17 protein-coding genes, 1 tRNA gene and 1 pseudogene are annotated in these 16,853 nt (G+C 64.0%); 6 read left to right on the top strand and 13 right to left on the bottom strand.

Going from position 1 to position 16,853, the window contains the following annotated elements; all coding sequences use genetic code 11:
- Nucleotides 1-26: 26 nt before the first annotated feature.
- The 9 genes from nuoH to H0B54_RS22685 all read right to left on the bottom strand — a co-directional run bounded on the left by nuoH (nt 27) and on the right by H0B54_RS22685 (nt 8,228).
- Nucleotides 27-1,037 (bottom strand): NADH-quinone oxidoreductase subunit NuoH, encoded by a 1,011-nt coding sequence (gene nuoH / locus H0B54_RS22725; RefSeq protein ID WP_014240127.1) that lies wholly within the window; start codon nt 1,035-1,037, stop codon nt 27-29.
- Complete coding sequence (nuoG, locus tag H0B54_RS22720; protein ID WP_188262204.1) at nt 1,030-3,102, bottom strand: NADH-quinone oxidoreductase subunit NuoG; 2,073 nt, start codon at nt 3,100-3,102, stop codon at nt 1,030-1,032. The genes nuoH and nuoG overlap by 8 nt, the downstream gene beginning before the upstream one ends.
- Before the next feature lie 15 nt (nt 3,103-3,117).
- A complete protein-coding gene (gene nuoF / locus H0B54_RS22715; RefSeq protein ID WP_014240125.1) occupies nt 3,118-4,410 on the bottom strand; it encodes an NADH-quinone oxidoreductase subunit NuoF in 1,293 nt (430 codons plus the stop codon).
- A 10-nt stretch (nt 4,411-4,420) separates the two neighbouring features.
- Entirely contained in the window at nt 4,421-5,038 is a 618-nt protein-coding gene (gene nuoE, locus H0B54_RS22710) for an NADH-quinone oxidoreductase subunit NuoE (RefSeq protein WP_094306023.1), read from the bottom strand.
- Nucleotides 5,035-6,183, bottom strand: a complete 1,149-nt coding sequence (locus H0B54_RS22705; protein WP_211109505.1) for an NADH-quinone oxidoreductase subunit D — start codon at nt 6,181-6,183, stop codon at nt 5,035-5,037. Before H0B54_RS22705 ends, nuoE begins: the two co-directional genes overlap by 4 nt.
- Before the next feature lie 68 nt (nt 6,184-6,251).
- Entirely contained in the window at nt 6,252-6,881 is a 630-nt protein-coding gene (locus H0B54_RS22700) for an NADH-quinone oxidoreductase subunit C (RefSeq protein ID WP_094306024.1), read from the bottom strand.
- Nucleotides 6,882-6,905: 24 nt separating this feature from the next.
- Nucleotides 6,906-7,448: a NuoB/complex I 20 kDa subunit family protein gene (locus tag H0B54_RS22695; RefSeq protein WP_014240121.1), complete on the bottom strand. Its 543-nt coding sequence runs from the start codon at nt 7,446-7,448 to the stop codon at nt 6,906-6,908.
- A complete protein-coding gene (locus H0B54_RS22690; RefSeq protein WP_014240120.1) occupies nt 7,439-7,807 on the bottom strand; it encodes an NADH-quinone oxidoreductase subunit A in 369 nt (122 codons plus the stop codon). Before H0B54_RS22690 ends, H0B54_RS22695 begins: the two co-directional genes overlap by 10 nt.
- Before the next feature lie 344 nt (nt 7,808-8,151).
- A tRNA-Asp gene (locus H0B54_RS22685) sits at nt 8,152-8,228 on the bottom strand.
- A 385-nt stretch (nt 8,229-8,613) separates the two neighbouring features.
- On the opposite strand from H0B54_RS22685, the gene H0B54_RS22680 reads away from it, so the two are divergent.
- A complete protein-coding gene (locus H0B54_RS22680; RefSeq protein WP_188262203.1) occupies nt 8,614-9,900 on the top strand; it encodes a tyrosine-type recombinase/integrase in 1,287 nt (428 codons plus the stop codon).
- Between the two features lie 16 nt (nt 9,901-9,916).
- Here H0B54_RS22680 and H0B54_RS22675 read toward each other — a convergent pair whose 3' ends face one another.
- Nucleotides 9,917-10,426, bottom strand: a complete 510-nt coding sequence (locus tag H0B54_RS22675; RefSeq protein WP_188262202.1) for a hypothetical protein — start codon at nt 10,424-10,426, stop codon at nt 9,917-9,919.
- Nucleotides 10,427-10,633: 207 nt separating this feature from the next.
- On the bottom strand, nt 10,634-11,128 hold the full coding sequence (locus tag H0B54_RS22670) for a helix-turn-helix transcriptional regulator (RefSeq protein WP_188262201.1): 495 nt from the start codon (nt 11,126-11,128) through the stop codon (nt 10,634-10,636).
- 69 nt (nt 11,129-11,197) lie between these two features.
- Between H0B54_RS22670 and H0B54_RS22665 the strand changes: the two genes are divergently transcribed.
- From H0B54_RS22665 to H0B54_RS22655, 3 genes are all read left to right on the top strand, one after another.
- Nucleotides 11,198-13,204, top strand: coding sequence for a DUF3560 domain-containing protein (locus H0B54_RS22665; RefSeq protein WP_211109503.1), 2,007 nt, complete (start codon nt 11,198-11,200; stop codon nt 13,202-13,204).
- A gap of 296 nt (nt 13,205-13,500) precedes the next feature.
- Nucleotides 13,501-14,514: a helix-turn-helix transcriptional regulator gene (locus H0B54_RS22660; protein WP_188262200.1), complete on the top strand. Its 1,014-nt coding sequence runs from the start codon at nt 13,501-13,503 to the stop codon at nt 14,512-14,514.
- Between the two features lie 11 nt (nt 14,515-14,525).
- Nucleotides 14,526-14,960: a hypothetical protein gene (locus H0B54_RS22655; protein ID WP_188262199.1), complete on the top strand. Its 435-nt coding sequence runs from the start codon at nt 14,526-14,528 to the stop codon at nt 14,958-14,960.
- A gap of 159 nt (nt 14,961-15,119) precedes the next feature.
- Here the strand turns inward: H0B54_RS22655 and H0B54_RS22650 are convergent, their stop codons facing one another.
- Nucleotides 15,120-15,383: a helix-turn-helix domain-containing protein gene (locus tag H0B54_RS22650; RefSeq protein WP_188262198.1), complete on the bottom strand. Its 264-nt coding sequence runs from the start codon at nt 15,381-15,383 to the stop codon at nt 15,120-15,122.
- A gap of 189 nt (nt 15,384-15,572) precedes the next feature.
- On the opposite strand from H0B54_RS22650, the gene H0B54_RS22645 reads away from it, so the two are divergent.
- The gene (locus H0B54_RS22645) at nt 15,573-16,076 is read left to right on the top strand and encodes a hypothetical protein (protein WP_188262197.1); all 504 of its coding nucleotides are present in this window, start codon (nt 15,573-15,575) and stop codon (nt 16,074-16,076) included.
- A gap of 1 nt (nt 16,077) precedes the next feature.
- Nucleotides 16,078-16,575 carry a hypothetical protein gene (locus H0B54_RS22640; RefSeq protein ID WP_188262196.1) on the top strand — a complete coding sequence of 166 codons (498 nt, stop codon included), beginning with the start codon at nt 16,078-16,080 and terminating at the stop codon, nt 16,573-16,575.
- 17 nt (nt 16,576-16,592) lie between these two features.
- On the opposite strand, the pseudogene H0B54_RS22635 reads toward H0B54_RS22640, so the two are convergent.
- Nucleotides 16,593-16,853 (bottom strand): annotated as a pseudogene (locus tag H0B54_RS22635) (hypothetical protein); the annotation flags it as partial.

Genomic DNA, 16,853 nt, shown 5'->3' with positions numbered 1-16,853 from the left:
GATCCGGTGGTCCGTTCAGGCGCCGGTTACTTCGGCAGCCAGCCGAACGTCACCAGCACGCCGGCCGTCAGCACGACCCACAGCAGCGAGAAGGGCAGGAACACCTTCCACCCCAGACGCATCAGCTGGTCGTAGCGGTAGCGCGGCATGGTCGCGCGAACCCACACGTAGACGAACAGGCAGAAGGCGATCTTCAGGGCGAACCAGATCGGGCCGGGGATCCAGGTGAAGGGCGCGAACGGCAGCGGCGGCAGCCAGCCTCCCAGGAACAGGATGCTGGTCATCGCGCTCATCAGGATCATGTTGGCGTATTCGCCGAGGAAGAAGAGCGCGAAGGGGGCCGAGCTGTATTCCACCATGAAGCCGGCCACCAGCTCCGACTCGCCTTCCGGCAGGTCGAAGGGAGACCGGTTGGTTTCCGCAAGCGCCGAGATGAAGAAGATGACGAACATCGGCAGCAGCGGGATGGCGAACCAGATCGTCTCCTGCGCCTCGACGATCTTCGTCAGGTTCAGCGACCCGACGCAGAGCAGCACCGAGATGATGACGAGGCCCATCGAGACCTCGTAGGACACCATCTGCGCCGCCGAGCGCAGCGCGCCGAGGAAGGCGTAGCGGGAGTTCGACGCCCAGCCGGCCATCACGATGCCGTACACGCCCAGCGACGAGATCGCGAACAGGTACAGGATGCCGACGTTGATGTCGGCCAGCACCATGCCGTAGTCGAAGGGAATGACCGCCCAGGCGACCAGCGCCAGGAAGAAGGTCAGCATCGGCGCCAGATAGAACACGAAGCGGTTCGCGCCGACCGGCAGGATCTGCTCCTTCGCGAACAGCTTCAGCCCGTCCGCGAAAGGCTGCAGAAGCCCGAACGGGCCGACGATGTTCGGACCCTGGCGGAGCTGCATGGCGCCCATGATCTTACGCTCGGCGTAGGTCATGAAGGCCACGGCCACCAGGAGCGGCACGACGATCGCCAGGATCTTGAGGACGATGATGATCAGCGGCAGCAGGAAGCCGCTCCAGAACTCAGCCATGGGTACCGGTCCTCTCCTGAGCGCTCTCGGCGGGCTTCACGAACGTCTCGGCGCAACGAGCCATGGTCACCGAGGCGCGGCTGATCGGGTCGGTCATGTAGTAGTTCGCGACCGGCGAGAAGAACGGAGAGTTGTCAACCAGCCCCTCCGCCCCGAACGGCCCCCAGGGAGCCGGCGTGAGCATGCCGACCGCCGCGAAGACCGGGTTGACCTCGGCCAGACGGCGACGGATCTGCGTCAGGCTGTCGTAGGGCAGCTTGTGGCCGAGCTGTTCCGACAGGGCGCGCAGGATCTTCCAGTCCTCCCGCGCCTCGCCGGGCGGGAAGGTGGCGAGACGCGCCTGCTGCGGGCGGCCCTCGGTGTTGACGTAGAGGGCGTTCTTCTCGGTGTAGGCGGCACCCGGCAGGATGACGTCGGCGCGGTGCGCGCCCTTGTCGCCGTGGTGGCCCTGGTAGACCACAAAGGCGTTGCCGAGCGCGGCGGTGTCGATCTCGTCGGCGCCCAGCAGGTACACCACGTCGATCTCGCCCTTGCCTGCCCCCTCGACGATGCCGGCGGTGCCGCGACCGCCCTCGCCCGGCAGGAAGCCGATGTCGAGGCCGCCGACGCGGGATGCCGCCGTGTGCAGCACGTTGAAGCCGTTCCAGCCGTCCTGAACCACGTTGAAGGTCTCGGCCAGCTTGCGCACCGCAGCCTGGACGGCGGCACCGTCCTTGCGGCGGAAGGCACCGGCGCCGAGAATGACCATCGGGTTCTTGGCGCCGCGCAGCACGTCCGCAAAGGCGTGCGTGCCGTCGAGGAGTTGCTGCAGGGCGCCGGCTCCCGTGCCGAGATGGCTGTACGGGTAGGTCAGCTCGCGGGCCTCGCCGATCACCGCAACCTTCAGGCCGCCCATCAGGTAACGCTTGCGGATGCGGGCGTTGACGATGGTGGCTTCCCAGCGCGGGTTGGTGCCGACCAGCAGGATGACGTCCGCCCGCTCGATCCCGGCGATGCCGCTGTTGAACAGGTAGCCCGCGCGGGACGACGTGTCGAACAGGGCGCCGTCCTGGCGGCAGTCGATGTTGGCCGAGCCGAGGCCGGCCATCAGCTCCTTGAGCGCCAGCATGGACTCGGTGTCGGCCAGATCGCCCGCGATGGCGGCGATGCGGTTGCCCGGGACACCCTTGACCTTGGCGGCAATGGCCTGGAAGGCCTCGGCCCAGGTCGCCGGCTGGAGCTTGCCGTCCTTGCGGACGTAGGGGCGGTCGAGACGCTGCCGCTTCAGCCCGTCATAGGCGAAGCGGGTCTTGTCGGCGATCCACTCCTCGTTGACGTCCTCGTTGACGCGCGGCAGGACGCGCATCACCTCGGGGCCGCGGGTGTCGACGCGGATGTTCGAGCCGACCGCGTCCAGCACGTCGACCGTCTCGGTCTTGCGCAGCTCCCACGGACGGGCCGTGAAGGCGTAGGGCTTGGAGAGCAGAGCGCCCACCGGACAGACGTCGGCGAGGTTGCCCGACAGCTCCGACCCGATGGCCTTCTCGACGAAGGTGGTGATCTCCATGTGCTCGCCGCGGTTCACCGCGCCGAGGTCGGGAACGCCGGCGATCTCGTTCACGAAGCGGATGCAGCGCGTGCAGTGGATGCAGCGCGTCATCTCGGTCCGGATCAGCGGCCCCATGTACTTGTCCTGGACGGCGCGCTTGTTCTCGCCGTAGCGGCCACGGTCGAAGCCGTAGGCCATCGCCTGGTCCTGGAGATCGCACTCGCCGCCCTGGTCACAGATCGGACAGTCCAGCGGGTGGTTGATCAGCAGGAATTCCATGACGCCCTTGCGGGCCTTGTGCACGAGGTCGGTGTTGGTCTTGACGACCATCCCGTCGCCGCAGGGCATGGCGCAGGCGGCCACCGGCTTCGGCGCACGCTCCATCTCCACGAGGCACATGCGGCAGTTCGCCGGCACGCTCAGCCGCTCATGGTAGCAGAAGCGCGGGATCTCGATGCCCAGCTGTTCGCAGGCCTGCAGGATCGAGGTGCCCGGCTCGACTTCGATCTCGATCCCGTCGATGGTGAGTTTCGGCATTGGAAACCGGGCTCCTTACTCGGCCGCCAAGGACTTGGCGGCGTTGCGGTAGTCGAGGATGCGGCGCTCGACCTCCGGCCGGAAATGCCGGAACAGGCCCTGGATCGGCCAGGCCGCGGCATCGCCGAGCGCGCAGATGGTGTGCCCCTCGATCTGCTTGGTGACCTCCAGCAGCATGTCGATTTCCTCGACGCGCGCGTTGCCGGTCACCATGCGCTGCATGATGCGGTTCATCCAGCCGGTGCCCTCGCGGCACGGCGTGCACTGGCCGCAGCTTTCATGGGCATAGAACTGGGACAGGCGGGCGATGGCCTTCACCACGTCGGTGGACTTGTCCATCACGATCACCGCCGCGGTGCCCAGACCCGACCGCACGTCGCGCAGGCTGTCGAAGTCCATCAGCACCGTGTCGCAGATCGACTTCGGCAGCAGCGGCACCGACGAGCCGCCGGGGATGATCGCCAGCAGGTTGTCCCACCCGCCGCGCACGCCGCCGGCGTGCTTCTCGATCAGCTCCTTCAGCGGGATGCCCATCTCCTCTTCCACGTTGCACGGCTTGTTGACGTGCCCGGAGATGCAGAAGAGCTTGGTGCCGGTGTTCTTCGGCCGGCCGAGACCGGCGAACCACGCCGCGCCACGGCGCAGGATGGTCGGAACCACCGCGATGGATTCGACGTTGTTCACCGTGGTCGGGCAGGAATAGAGACCGGCCTGGGCGGGGAACGGCGGCTTGTTGCGCGGCTGGCCCTTCTTGCCCTCGATGGACTCGATGAGCGCGGTTTCCTCGCCGCAGATGTACGCGCCGGCGCCGCGGTGGATGTAGATGTCGTAGTCGTAGCCGGTGCCGCAGGCGTTCTTGCCGATCAGCCCCGCCTCGTACGCCTCGTCGATGGCGCGCTGGACGTTGGAGCCCTCGTTGTAGAATTCGCCGCGGATGTAGATGTAGCAGGCCGAGGCGCCGATGGCGAAACCGGCGATCAGGCAGCCCTCGATCAGCTTGTGCGGATCGTGGCGCAGGATGTCGCGGTCCTTGCAGGTGCCCGGCTCGCCCTCGTCGGCGTTGATGACGAGGTAGACCGGCTTGTCCGTCACGTTCTTCGGCATGAAGGACCACTTCATGCCGGTGGAGAAGCCGGCGCCGCCGCGCCCGCGCAGGCCGGATTCCTTGACCTGCTCGATGATCCATTCCTTGCCCTGGGCGATCAGGGCCTTGGTGTTGTCCCAGTCACCACGCTTCCGGGCGGCGTCCAGGCCGAAGCTCTGGTAGCCGTACAGGTTGGTGAAAATGCGGTCCTCGTCGCGAAGCATCGCATCCCCCTCAATCGGCCGTGGTGGTGAAGGCCTTCAGAGTCGTCGGGCCGCCCACCGGTTCGGAGGACTGCCGGCCGATCTGCGAGCCATGCTTGGGGATCTCGCCGCCCTTCAGGGCGTCGATGATCTTTTCCATGTGTTCCGGGCTGACGTCTTCATAGTAGTCGTCGCCGATCTGGACCACCGGCGCGTTGACGCAGGCGCCCGAGCACTCGACCTCGCGCAGCGTGAACTGGCCGTCCGCGGTCGTCTCGCCGACGCCGATGCCCAGCTTGCGCTCGCAGGTGTGGACGATGTCGTCGGACCCGCGCAGCCAGCACGGCGTGGTCGTGCAGACCTGGATGACGTGCTTACCGACCGGGGTCTTGTTGTACATCGTGTAGAAGGTCGCGACCTCGTACACGCGGATGCGCGGCATGCCGAGCAGGTCGGCGACGGCGTCCATGGCAACGCGCGGCAGCCAGCCGTCGCTCTGGCGCTGGGCCAGATCGAGCAGCGGCATGCAGGCGCTGGCCTGCTTGCCCGCCGGGTACTTCGCGATGATGGCCTTCGCCCGTTCCAGATTTTCCGGAGTGAAGGCGAAGGAGGCCGGCTCCTTGGCCGGGTCGTGAGCCGGGGCGCTCATCGGTCAATTTCTCCGAACACGATGTCCATGGACGCGATGTTGGCCACCGCGTCGGCCAGCATGTGGCCCTTCGACATGAAGTCGAGGCCCTGCAGGTGGGCGAAGCCCGGCGCGCGGATCTTGCAGCGGTACGGCTTGTTCGTGCCGTCCGACACCAGATACACGCCGAACTCGCCCTTCGGCGCCTCGATCGCGGTGTAGGTTTCGCCCGCCGGGACGTGGAAGCCCTCGGTGAAGAGCTTGAAGTGATGGATCAGCGCTTCCATCGACCGCTTCATCTCGCCGCGCGGCGGCGGCGCGACCTTGCGGTCCTCCACGCGCACCGGGCCGTCGGGAAGTTCCTTCAGGCATTGGCGGATCATGCGGTTCGACTGGCGCATCTCCTCCATGCGGACGAGGTAGCGCGCCCAGCAGTCGCCCGTCAGGCCGACCGGAACGTCGAAATCCATGCGGTCGTAGACTTCGTAGGGCTGCGACTTGCGCAGATCCCAGGCGACGCCGGAACCGCGCAGCATCGGGCCGGTGAAGCCCCAATCGAACGCCTCTTCCTTGGAAACGATGCCGATGTCGACGGTCCGCTGCTTGAAAATGCGATTGTTCGTCAGCAGATTGTCGATATCGTCAACAAACTTCGGGAAGCGCTCCGTGAACTCCCAGATGTCGTCGGTCAGGCCCGCGGGCAGATCCCAGGCCACGCCCCCCGGACGGAAGTAGTTCGCATGCAGGCGCGCGCCCGAAGCACGCTCGTAGAACTCCATGAGGATCTCGCGTTCCTCGAAGCCCCACAGCGCGGGCGTGATCGCGCCGACGTCGAGCGCGCCGGTGGTGATCGACAGGATGTGGTTCAGGATGCGCGTGATCTCGGAGAAGAGAACGCGGATGTACTGGGCGCGCAGCGGTGCCTTGATCTGGAGCAGGTTCTCGATGCCGAGCACATAGGCGTGCTCCATGCACATCGGGCTGACGTAGTCCAGGCGGTCGAAGTACGGAACGGCCTGCAGATAGGTCTTGTACTCGATCAGCTTCTCGGTGCCGCGGTGCAGCAGGCCGATGTGCGGGTCGCAGCGCTCGACGACTTCGCCGTTCAGCTCCATCACCAGACGCAACACGCCGTGGGCCGCAGGGTGCTGCGGCCCGAAGTTCATGGTGTAGGGCTTGATCTGGGTCTTGCCACCGGATTGCCCGGCGGAGGGGTGTGCGGACGTGGCGATGGTCACGGCTTGCTCCCGGTATCAGGGGCCTGGGCCTTCTCGTCGCCGGGCAGCATCACGTTCGTCATGCCTTCCCAGGGCGACAGGAAGTCGAAGCTGCGGAAATCCTGCGTCAGGCGGACGGGCTCGTAGACGACTCGTTTCTGGTCCTCGTCGTAGCGGCACTCGACGTAGCCCGTCATCGGGAAGTCTTTGCGCAACGGATGACCTTCGAAACCATAGTCGGTCAGGATGCGGCGCAGGTCCGGATGGTCGGAGAAGAAGACCCCGTACATGTCCCAGGTTTCACGCTCGAACCAGCCGGCCGCGCTGTACACCGGCACGGCGGAGGCCACGGGCGTGTCCTCGTCGGTCGTGACCTTCACGCGGAGGCGCCGATTGTGCTTGTAGCTCAAAAGGATGTAGACGACTTCGAAGCGTTCCTCCCGCTCCGGCCAATCCACAGCGGTGACGTCCAGCAGCTGCTCGAACGAGCAGGTCGGATCGTCACGCAGGAAGGTGAGCGACTTGATGAGCGAGGGCCGGCGGACGGTCACCATCAGCTCGCCAAGCTTCAGCTCGACCTTCAGGACATCATCGCCGAGCGTCGCGGCGATATGGTCCCCAAGTTCCTTCAACGCCTGTTCGGACATGGCCAGGACCTGCCTTTTTCTTATTCAGCGAGCGATGCGGTTGCCGCGCCGGATCTTCTTCTGGAGTTGCAGAATGCCGTAAACCAGCGCTTCCGCGGTCGGAGGACAGCCCGGCACGTAAATATCGACCGGAACGATCCGGTCGCAGCCGCGCACCACCGAGTAGGAATAGTGATAGTAGCCGCCGCCGTTGGCGCAGGAGCCCATCGAGATCACCCAGCGCGGTTCCGGCATCTGGTCATAGACCTTGCGCAGCGCGGGGGCCATCTTGTTGGTCAGCGTGCCGGCCACGATCATGCAGTCGGACTGGCGCGGGCTGGGGCGCGGAATGACGCCGAAACGGTCGAGGTCGTACCGGCTCATGTAGGCGTGGATCATCTCCACCGCACAGCAGGCCAGGCCGAAGGTCATCGGCCACAGCGATCCGGTGCGGGCCCAGGCGAGCACATCCTCGTACTTCGCCGTGATGAAACCCTTTTCCTGGATTTCCTCGGTGACCGCGCGGAGATAGGCGTCCTGTTCCGGTCCGGGCGGAATCGGCGCCAGCTTGGCAGCCTCTACTCCCATTCCAGAGCTCCTTTCTTCCACTCATAGATGAAGCCGATGGTCAGAATCCCGAGGAACACGATCATCGACCAGAAGCCGAAGAGGCCGATGTCCCCGAGCGCCACGGCCCACGGGAACAGGAAGGCGACCTCGAGGTCGAAGATGATGAACAGGATGGAGACCAGGTAAAACCGCACATCGAACTTCGTGCGGGCGTCCTCGAACGGCTCGAAGCCGCACTCGTAGGGGGAGAGCTTCTCCGAATCCGGATTCTTCGGGCTGATGACGTAAGACGCGCCAACCATCACCACGGCCAGCGCGATACCGATCAACAGGAACACCAGGATCGGAAGGTACTCAATGATCAGCGGGTTGGTCACCGCGGTCCTCCCATAAGCCCACGCCACGATCGCCGGTACGGCCCGTAATCGGCCGACGCGCGGTGTCGTGGCTGGAATGCCTTGGATTAGCCCATCAGACGGGGCGGAATATATGACGAGAGCGTGATCAAGGAAAGCGCTTTGAATCGCTTTCAGCCAATGAATCCACTCTGCGGAAATGAGCGGATGTCCTTGGTATTACCAAACTTTTTAAATGACCCTGTTCTCTATCCGGCTTATCGGATATGCGGGTCGAGCTTATCGGATATAGGGATCACGGGCCTGCCGGTAAAGCCGCGAAGGCTTCGTTTTCATAGCGAAAAGGAGAATGGGGAGGAAGAGGATGGCGCGAGTGACGGGACTTGAACCCGCGGCCTCCGGCGTGACAGGCCGGCGCTCTAACCAACTGAGCTACACCCGCGCAACGCGGCGAAGTGAAACGCGCACAAACAAGCGTCCGTGTCATAGGATCGCAGCGCAGTTTCCGGGGCCAAGCCCCGTCGCCGATGGGCGGTTTCTAGCCGCCCGATGCATGGCCTGTCAATCACGAATTTGAAAAGCGCTGACTGGAAGGATCGGGCGCGATGGTGGGCGATGAGGGTTTCGAACCCCCGACCCTCTCGGTGTAAACGAAGGGCACCAAGATAACCCGAGCGAACCCAACAGCACCTGATGACGTTGTAATCCTTGATTTTTTTGGCGAGCGATGTAATCCTAGGTAACACAACCTCACCCAAGTTGACACACCTCCCGTTACCTAATCTGTTACCTAGTCGCCCAACCAACCCGCCCAGGACGCCCGGCCCATGCCTAAGGTCAAGCTCACCACCAAGACCGTTGAGAACGCCAAGACACCTGTGCCGGGCATTCAGACCGACCTATTCGATGCAAGCATGCCTGCCTTCGGCCTCCGCGTCGGGGAACGCCGGAAGACATGGTTCATCATCTACCGGCACGGTGGGAAACAGAGGCGGCACACCCTGGGCCACTTCCCTACTATGCAGTTAGGGCAAGCCCGCGAGGCAGCCGGGAAAGCCCTACAGATGGTCGAGCGGGGGGAAGACCCTGCTGCGGAAAAGGCTTCTGCGAAAGCCGCCGCCGCCGCCGCCCAGGATCACAAGACAGCGACCGGGTTCCTCCCGGACAGCTTCGGCGCGATGGCATCTATATATATAGAGCAAGAGTGCCCCAGCCTGCGGCGTGGCTCCGAGCTGGAACGCATCATCAAACGGGAGGTGCAACCGGCCTGGAAGGATCGACCAGCTGCCGACCTACGCCGCCGTGACCTGACCTCCCTCCTCGATCCGATGATCGCCGCCGGCCACGTCCAGAAGGCGCACAAGGTCCGCGAGATCGTGGTCAGGATCGTCAACTGGGCCGTGGACCGCGGCGACCTTGAGGCGAACCTGCTGGTCAGTCCGAGCCGCGGGCGGAAGCGAAGCGGGGTTCTCCGGCGTGAGAAACGCGACCGTGTTCTATCCGCGGAGGATCTGGCCGCTGTGTGGGCAGGGTGCGAGGCGCTATCCGGCCCTTTCCCTGCCATCGTGAAGGTGCTGCTTCTGACCGGACAGCGCCGCGAAGAGGTTGGCGCGATGCGCTGGGCCGAACTCGACTTGGAAGCTGGCCTCTGGACGATCCCAGCCGGCCGTTACAAGACGGGGATCGTCCACGTCGTGCCGCTCACCCAGGCGGTGAAGGACATCATCAACGGCGTATCGAAGCTGTCCGACGACTTCGTATTCGCCACCAACAAGGACAGCCACTTCAGCGGATACAGCAAGTGCAAGGCGCGGCTCGACGCCCAGGTGGCAGCACAGCGGATCAAGGCCGAACTTCCCGACATCGACGGCTGGACCCTGCATGACCTTCGGCGAACGCTGCGCACCGGCATGTCTGAACTGAAGGTCGGCTCCGACATCGCCGAGCGAGTCATTGGACACGTCATCGGCGGGGTGCGGGGTGTCTACGACCGATTCGCCTACCTGGACGAAAAGCGTGACGCCCTGGAGCGCTGGGCCGCCAGGGTAAACAGCATCGTCAATCCGCCCGCTGGCAACGTTGTCCAGCTTCACCCGGAGCGATCCGCCGGATGATGCCCCCCGACGCCCGTTACTTCCTCATCGATATGACCGCAGACAGGGCGTCTAACAGGAGGCGTCGAAGCTCTTGCAGCGATCCGGCATCGCAATTCTTCGAGATCCGTCCTTTGTAGAATATCTGGACGAGCGTTTCGCTTGCTTGCCCAGATCGCGCCACGACCCACAAGCCAGCGCGTTCAACCGTCATGACCCCGGAATCCGTTTTGTAGTCAACCTTGCCGAATTTCGGCGCATTCGTAATTGCTGTGTTGATGATGTTCACATCGGCATCATTGAGGTCAATCTCATCACCGATCTTCCCGTCAAGCGGCGTGACCCGTACAAAGTAAGACGACTTCAGAGCCATTAGGTCTTTATGTTCGACAGCCTCGACTTTTATAGGAACACCGCACACCGTAGACTGTCCGACATTTGTAGTTCCAACAATCAAGGCTTGGGCGGATAGAGCCTCGCTCGCCAAAGGCAACGCTGAAGAGCAAGTGAGGATCAGCGAGGCCCACAGCCCCCTCATCGATTTCATGTCACAGCCTGAGTTTGTGGATTTGCGCGCAGAGGTGCCCAGCGCGACAGTGTCATTTATGGCGAAGCAATTTTTGCGCGTCTAGCGCCTCGGGTTCCCGGCCGATCATCTCTCAGCGCCTCAGCATCACCCACACGAAGCCCCAGACACTTAAGCAGCGGGCCAACGTTGTTGGCATCATAGACATGCCTCGGTTGGTCAAGTCACTCAAGGCACGGGGTCTGAGGAAATACCGAAGATGGCGGCGACTTCCTCGGCCTGGGTCGGGTGACGGTCACGCAGAAGGTCAACCATCTCGCGCACCTTTGGAAGCATACCGCCCAATAGGTAGGTCACTCGGCCTCGCGCTGACTGATCGGCACCGTCCGACAGCTCGTCGGGCCTTGGCTCCGGCAGCGTGCCGATGATGTCGGGCAGGCTCCGGGGTGCGGTCGACGCGGGCACCTGTTGACCCGCTTTGCGCAGGCGAACACCCGGCCCGCCGTCTGGCCCTTCTGGAATGAACACCACGCGCTGCGCCAACGCTGCCGCAATGTCCTCCCGCGTCCGGCGCTGAGGGTTCGTGTTGCCGGCCTCGAACTGCGCGATTGTCTTGGTTGACACGCGGATCTCGGCAGCCAACTGGTCCTGCGTCAGCTCGGCAGCCGTGCGCCCAAGGCGACACAGCAGCGGCGTAAGTTCCGATTTTATGTCATTCTTCATTTTTAATGTCGCCGCGTCGCTTTCTGATAGCTACACTTTTTCAGTAGTTCTACCAGAAAGGCAACATGAATGTGCGATCAAGGCTTACTGGCGGATGAGGACGTGGTGACGCCGCACACTGCCACCTACTCCCCCGAGGACAATAAGCTCCGGCTCTACACGGCATTTCGGTTGGACCGCGAAACCTACGACCGGCTGCGTGCTGCGGGATTCGTTTCCGCCCCGAAGCAGGGATGCATCGTGGCGCCGGCCTGGACCCCAGCGCGCGAGGATCTGTTGCTGGAGCTGTGCGGCGACATCGGCGACGAAGACACCACCCTTACCGAGCGGGCGGAGCAGCGGGCCGACCGGTTCGAGGGCTATAGCGACCGCCGGGCCAGCGAGGCGCGGCAGGCCAAGGCCGCGGTGGACTCGATCATGGAGCACATCCCGCTCGGCCAGCCGATCCTGGTCGGTCACCACAGCGAGCGCCGGGCACGGAAGGACGCCGAGCGGATCGAGGGCGGCATGCGCCGGGCGGTTAAGCTGTGGGACACCGCCGATTACTGGACGCGACGCGCGGACGGGGCGATTCGGGCTGCCAAATACAAGGAAATGCCGGCCGTGCGGCATCGCCGGATCAAGACCATTGAGGCGGATCAGCGTCGGGCCGAGCGGGAGAAGGAAGAGGCCGCCGGCTGGCTGAAGCTCTGGAGTGCAGCCGAACTGACGCTTGACCAAGCACGCGCCATCGCCGGCCGATGCTGGCTGACGGTGGAGCGCGAGGCGGGCAAGCCCTACGGGACCACGGCTTACGATGTCCTGCGCGACGACCCGCCACGGTGGACCGTCGAGGCAGTGGTGGAGGTTGCGCAGCGCGCCTACCCGGCCGCAATCGCCCGCGCCGAACGCTGGATTGCCCACTGCAATCACCGTCTGGCCTATGAGCGCGCCATGCTCGCCGCAGCGCTGGGCCTGGACGAGGCAACCGAAAACGCCATGGCGTCCCGCTGGGATCTGGAGCCCGGCGGCCGAGCGCTGATCGCAGGCGAATGGCTGGTGATCCTGCGGGTGAACAAGACTGGCGAAACGGCGTCCAGCGTCACCACCACCCCGCCGCGGGGCGTCACCTGGACCAGCCAGTGGAAGCACGGCATCGAGAAGATCAAGGACTATGCGGCCCCAACCAAGGCCGACTCGGACAAGGTGAAGGAAACGAACAAGCTCCCACCGCTCTGCAATTACCCAGGTGAGGGCTTCCGTGAGATGACCAAGGCGGATTGGAGTGCTCGGAACCAGTGGTCTGACTTCACCTATGTGCACACGCTCAAGGCGACCGATACGGCGGGCACCCACCGGGTTCGGCAGATGCCGGCCGGAGGGTGGAAGGCTGTGCAGGTCTACATCACCGACATGCCGACCAAGCGCCCGCCGGCACCGCCAACGAAGTCCAGCGGAACAGATATCGCCTTCGCTGCTCTCGCAGTGGTGAAGTCTCGCGCGGTCCAGCTACCGCCGCCCCGCACCGAGGCGGACGACCTGCGCGACGTATTGAAGGCTGGTATTCACGTGGTCGCCGTTCCGCACCTGTTCGTAACTCCTGATTGGCTGGCCGATGAGGTGATCGGCGACGCCATGATTCGACCCGGCCACCTCGTGCTGGAGCCACAAGCCGGCACCGGAGCGCTCGCCAGCCGCGCCGCCGACCGCGGGGCCACCGTGGATTGCGTCGAGGTGAACGCCGCCCTTTCCGCCCAACTCGAAGCGGCTGGCCGTTACCGGCGGGTGATTGCCGCCGACTTCCTGACGCTAGGCGCCGAACCGCTCTATGACCGGATCGTCATGAACCCGCCTTTCGATCACGGAATCGATGTGGACCATGTTGTGCAAGCCCTGAACTTCCTCAAGCCTGACGGCTGTTTGGTCGCAATCATGTCGGCTGGGGTGAAGTTCCATACTTCGGCAAGGGCAAGGACGTTCCGCGACCGGATGGAAGCGCTCAAGGCGGAGTGGAGCGACCTTCCAGCTGGGACCTTTGCTGGCACACAGGTCCGCACGGTGGCGATTCGGGTTTGGATGGACGGGAAGCGGCGGTGACTAAGGTTGGAAGTTCCATCATGTGGGCAGGACGCCCACATGATGGAACCAATATAGAACACATCAGCCTCCACTGAACGGCGCCAAGTTGGTCTGAGCCGCTCAGGTGCATGCTCAGGTATATATTGGACTGAGGGTTTTTCTCTAAATAATCGCATTGACCCTCTCCAATATGTGTAATTTTGACCATGCACCTTCGGCTTATGAGGCCTACCGTCGGTCGCACCAGACGGCCAAAAGACCACTCCGCAATGCGAGACGCGCCTCCACCCAGCCTTCCGCCTTCCGCTATGGCGATGATTAGTACCGCCGAAGAATTCGACGGGGCTGTATTGATCTACTCACCGGATGACGCCGTTTCATGGGTGAATCATGCCCAAGTAATGGCTTTTCCATGCTCTGATTACCTGAAAGAAACCTACGCATCGCTATTCTGGAACGTGCTGAATTCTGGAGCGATGGTTAGCGCGGAGATCAATCGGGATCCCGTTTCGTACCTCGCTCGGAAGACGATTGAGCGCAGAGTCAAAGAGCGCTTGCAGTGGGTCGGAGCCTACCAGCACGGCCACATGGCGGTCTCCAATCTCTGCCTGCCCGATGGCACATGCGTCCAGGTTCGCGTCGGTCTTCCATCCCTGTCTGTAGAGCAATACCTGCCCACGGCTGACGGCGGCGAGGATCTGTTCGAGATCGCTAAGCTACGTCGAGCCCTGGTCGGGCTCAGTTCGGCTCTTGATGCACTCGATCTCGCCGTCGCCCTTTGCCGTGATGACGGCGTCCTGATCCACGGCAACGCCAGCTTCAACGAGGCGGTTGTCGTAGGAGATGGGGTGTGCCTGGACGAGGCCGGGCACGTCACGGCAGTCATGCGGGAAGCCGGCCCGGAGCTGCGCACGGTGGTGGCCGCGGTCGTGGCGAACCGGCAACCACAGACCATCTTCCTGCGGCGGCACAAAGGCGACCCATTGCTAATGGCGATTGCTCCTGGCGCGCTCGAGCGCACGGTGATCCTGGTGGTTGCCCGGTTTGGTGATGACGCCGAATCGGTCGCGGCGAGCCTCCGGGCAGCCTTCGGCTTACCGGATGCCCAAGCGCACGTAGCCGCCCTGATAGGTGCCGGCCTGTCGCCGGAATCCATAGGCGCACTTCGGGGAAGCTCTCCAAGGACCGTCTACAATCAAATCAACGGTAAAGACGGGATGAAAGCCCGTCTACGCCAGAAAGAATTCGCTGCTGATGACCTCTCAGCAATTTCTAAGCTGGTCGGGAAAATCGCAGCGATGTCCCGCGCAATCACGCGCAAATCATGAGGATTGAAAGAATGGGTCACACGAACGTCACCGAGATCGACCTCAGCCGTTATGAGTCCGCGATGGTGAGCCGCTTCGGTCACACCGAGACGGACCGCGACGAGGCGTTCCTGCAGGTCAAGGCCATCCTGAGCGACGCCCAGACCCATGAGCATGGCCGCAGGTATGCCGTTCCGAAGCTGGCCGACGCGGCGCTACATGCCATCCTTCTCGACACCCGCGGAGCGCTGAAGATCGGCGCCGACCTCTACGGCGCCGGCAATGCGATCATCCATGACCCGTTCCCGGCCACCAGCGGCCCGGAAGCGGAGGCGGCGTGGGAGAACACCCGCATGGCCTTCGCCGCCGCCGGCCATCATCTGCCCGACCACAAAGAGGCCATCGCGGAAGGCCTGCTCTCGGCGAATGATGGTTGCTGGCTGCTCATTCAGCCGCTCGCCGCGTAATTAGTCGGCAAAAAACGAAGCCGGTGTGCGGGGTCTGGCGCCAACCATAGCACCCGCACACCGGCCCGAGCACTCACCTCTGGAGCGAGTGATGCGACAGAATGTGCCCCTCCCGCGAAGGAAGCGCAAGGGGATGCGCGCGTCAAAATTGCGGAGCGACTACTCCTTCGTCGACAAGCGAAGGCGCACACCAACCCCGCCGCCGGGCGAAAGCTCGCCAGCGGCAATGAATTCCACGCCGAACTGCTCAAGCGCTACCACGATGTCCCGGATGGTGCGGGGCTGGGGCGTGGTCTTTCCATTCTCGAAATCCGAAAGCGTCTTTCGCGTCAGCTTGGTAGCTTCCGCCAGCTGCTCAATGGTCAACCCACGCAAGCCTCGCGCGGCCCTGCACTGCTCAGGTGATAAAGTTACATTATGCATATTTCTACCCAAAGTGTGTTGACGCCAAATCGGCAAGACTATACGTTATGGGTAGAAATTTGCGCAAGGATCATTCCTGCCCGGCGCGGGCAAAAGAAAACGCCCGGTCGCAGCAACGACCGGGCGCCCACTGCCCAAGCTGCAGCAACAGCTAAGGCCCAGACCAACATGAAGGAGCCTTCCAAGCCCATGCTGATCGGTTCTGACCATATCACCCACGGCCGAGCTGTGCCCGGAGAAAGTGCCGCGCTGCCGGCCCTCTCCGCCCGGCTTGCCGCGTCCCTCGCCGACCTCAACGCCGCGGGAGACCGCGACGCCTATGGTATCCGCCGGGAAATTGCGCAGACCATCGCAGCTACCGTCCCCGTCACCCCGGCCGATGCTATCGCCGTCGTCAGCCTCCTGACGAATCCCGAAATCGGCCTGGAGATCGGGCAGGACAAGTTGCACCTCACTGCCGCGCGCAGCCTGGAGGCCGGCTTGCGGGCCATGGCCGCGAACGAGACCATCACCGACACGGCCGCCACCTTCAATGAGACAGCCGCCCTCTTCGCCGAGGCCGGACGCGTCAAGCTGCCGGCGGAGCCGACGGATTGCATGGTCGCCGCCGCGGAACAGGCCGGAGTTGATCCGGAGCGGTTCCGGGCCGGCTATCGGGCCGCTGTGGCGGCTTTCCTCTTAGAGGCCGCCTGACATGTCCATCGTGAGCTTTCCCAGCACCGCACCCCGGTCCGCCGTCGTGACGTCCATCACCCGCCTGACCTTGGCCGATGCGACCGACTGGCAAAAGGCCATTGCTGAGGAGTGCCGTCGCCAACGGCTGCTGACGCCCAGCGTGTTCGCGTTCCTGAAGGACAACCGCCTCCTCGACCGCTGCACGTTTCTGGCCTCCGATGTGGGCAGCGAAGAGCTACGCTTCCTCTACATCGGGGACCCAACGCTCCGCGTCCTCGGACGTGGTTGGGGACGGTCCATGCTCGGCCGGAGCGAGGCTGTCGATCCGCATGCCGAGTTCGCCCATTCCGTGGGCGCGCAGTACGCGGAAAGCATCGGGGCCGGGGAAGCTCTGTTCAACCGGATCAGCGTCACCGGTATGGGAAAGCCGCTGGTCTACACCCACGCCCTGTACGGCTGGGCGGAGGGCGGGCGCCGTGCGGTTCTGTCCGCCGTCGACGTCCAGACGCTTCATTGACCTGACGGCGGCCTCGTTCACCAGGACGGGCTGCCGCAGATACCGAGATCCATATACACGGCGTGGCGCCCCCACCGCATGAGGTGCAGCGGGAGCCGCCCGACACCGCTCTGGTGATAGAGGATGCCGGGTCGCTCTTCCAGCCGCCGCCGGCCGCCGCCCCGCCCGCTCCAAACCGGGACCGTCTCCGGATCGACCAGCCCCACTACCCATTTCGGGTTCCAGCGGGCCAGGGCGACCAGCCGCACCAGCTCGCCGAGCCGATGGAACAGCCCGGC

This window comes from Azospirillum tabaci, assembly GCF_014596085.1.
GTDB classification, from domain to species: Bacteria; Pseudomonadota; Alphaproteobacteria; order Azospirillales; family Azospirillaceae; genus Azospirillum; species Azospirillum tabaci.
The sequence above is the reverse complement of the archived record's forward strand: the minus strand, read 5'-3'. Positions and strand labels throughout refer to the sequence as shown.

Excerpts from the sequence above, each read along its gene's own strand:
- H0B54_RS22660 (WP_188262200.1), top strand. The coding sequence starts at position 13,501 with ATGATTAGTACCGCCGAAGAATTCGACGGGGCTGTATTGATCTACTCA.
- H0B54_RS22700 (WP_094306024.1), bottom strand. The coding sequence starts at position 6,881 with ATGTCCGAACAGGCGTTGAAGGAACTTGGGGACCATATCGCCGCGACG.
- H0B54_RS22650 (WP_188262198.1), bottom strand. The coding sequence starts at position 15,383 with ATGCATAATGTAACTTTATCACCTGAGCAGTGCAGGGCCGCGCGAGGC.
- nuoG (WP_188262204.1), bottom strand. The coding sequence starts at position 3,102 with ATGCCGAAACTCACCATCGACGGGATCGAGATCGAAGTCGAGCCGGGC.
- H0B54_RS22665 (WP_211109503.1), top strand. The coding sequence starts at position 11,198 with ATGTGCGATCAAGGCTTACTGGCGGATGAGGACGTGGTGACGCCGCAC.
- nuoE (WP_094306023.1), bottom strand. The coding sequence starts at position 5,038 with ATGAGCGCCCCGGCTCACGACCCGGCCAAGGAGCCGGCCTCCTTCGCC.
- H0B54_RS22655 (WP_188262199.1), top strand. The coding sequence starts at position 14,526 with ATGGGTCACACGAACGTCACCGAGATCGACCTCAGCCGTTATGAGTCC.
- H0B54_RS22675 (WP_188262202.1), bottom strand. The coding sequence starts at position 10,426 with ATGAAATCGATGAGGGGGCTGTGGGCCTCGCTGATCCTCACTTGCTCT.
- nuoF (WP_014240125.1), bottom strand. The coding sequence starts at position 4,410 with ATGCTTCGCGACGAGGACCGCATTTTCACCAACCTGTACGGCTACCAG.
- H0B54_RS22680 (WP_188262203.1), top strand. The coding sequence starts at position 8,614 with ATGCCTAAGGTCAAGCTCACCACCAAGACCGTTGAGAACGCCAAGACA.
- H0B54_RS22645 (WP_188262197.1), top strand. The coding sequence starts at position 15,573 with ATGCTGATCGGTTCTGACCATATCACCCACGGCCGAGCTGTGCCCGGA.
- H0B54_RS22670 (WP_188262201.1), bottom strand. The coding sequence starts at position 11,128 with ATGAAGAATGACATAAAATCGGAACTTACGCCGCTGCTGTGTCGCCTT.
- H0B54_RS22640 (WP_188262196.1), top strand. The coding sequence starts at position 16,078 with ATGTCCATCGTGAGCTTTCCCAGCACCGCACCCCGGTCCGCCGTCGTG.
- H0B54_RS22695 (WP_014240121.1), bottom strand. The coding sequence starts at position 7,448 with ATGGGAGTAGAGGCTGCCAAGCTGGCGCCGATTCCGCCCGGACCGGAA.
- nuoH (WP_014240127.1), bottom strand. The coding sequence starts at position 1,037 with ATGGCTGAGTTCTGGAGCGGCTTCCTGCTGCCGCTGATCATCATCGTC.
- H0B54_RS22705 (WP_211109505.1), bottom strand. The coding sequence starts at position 6,183 with ATGAACTTCGGGCCGCAGCACCCTGCGGCCCACGGCGTGTTGCGTCTG.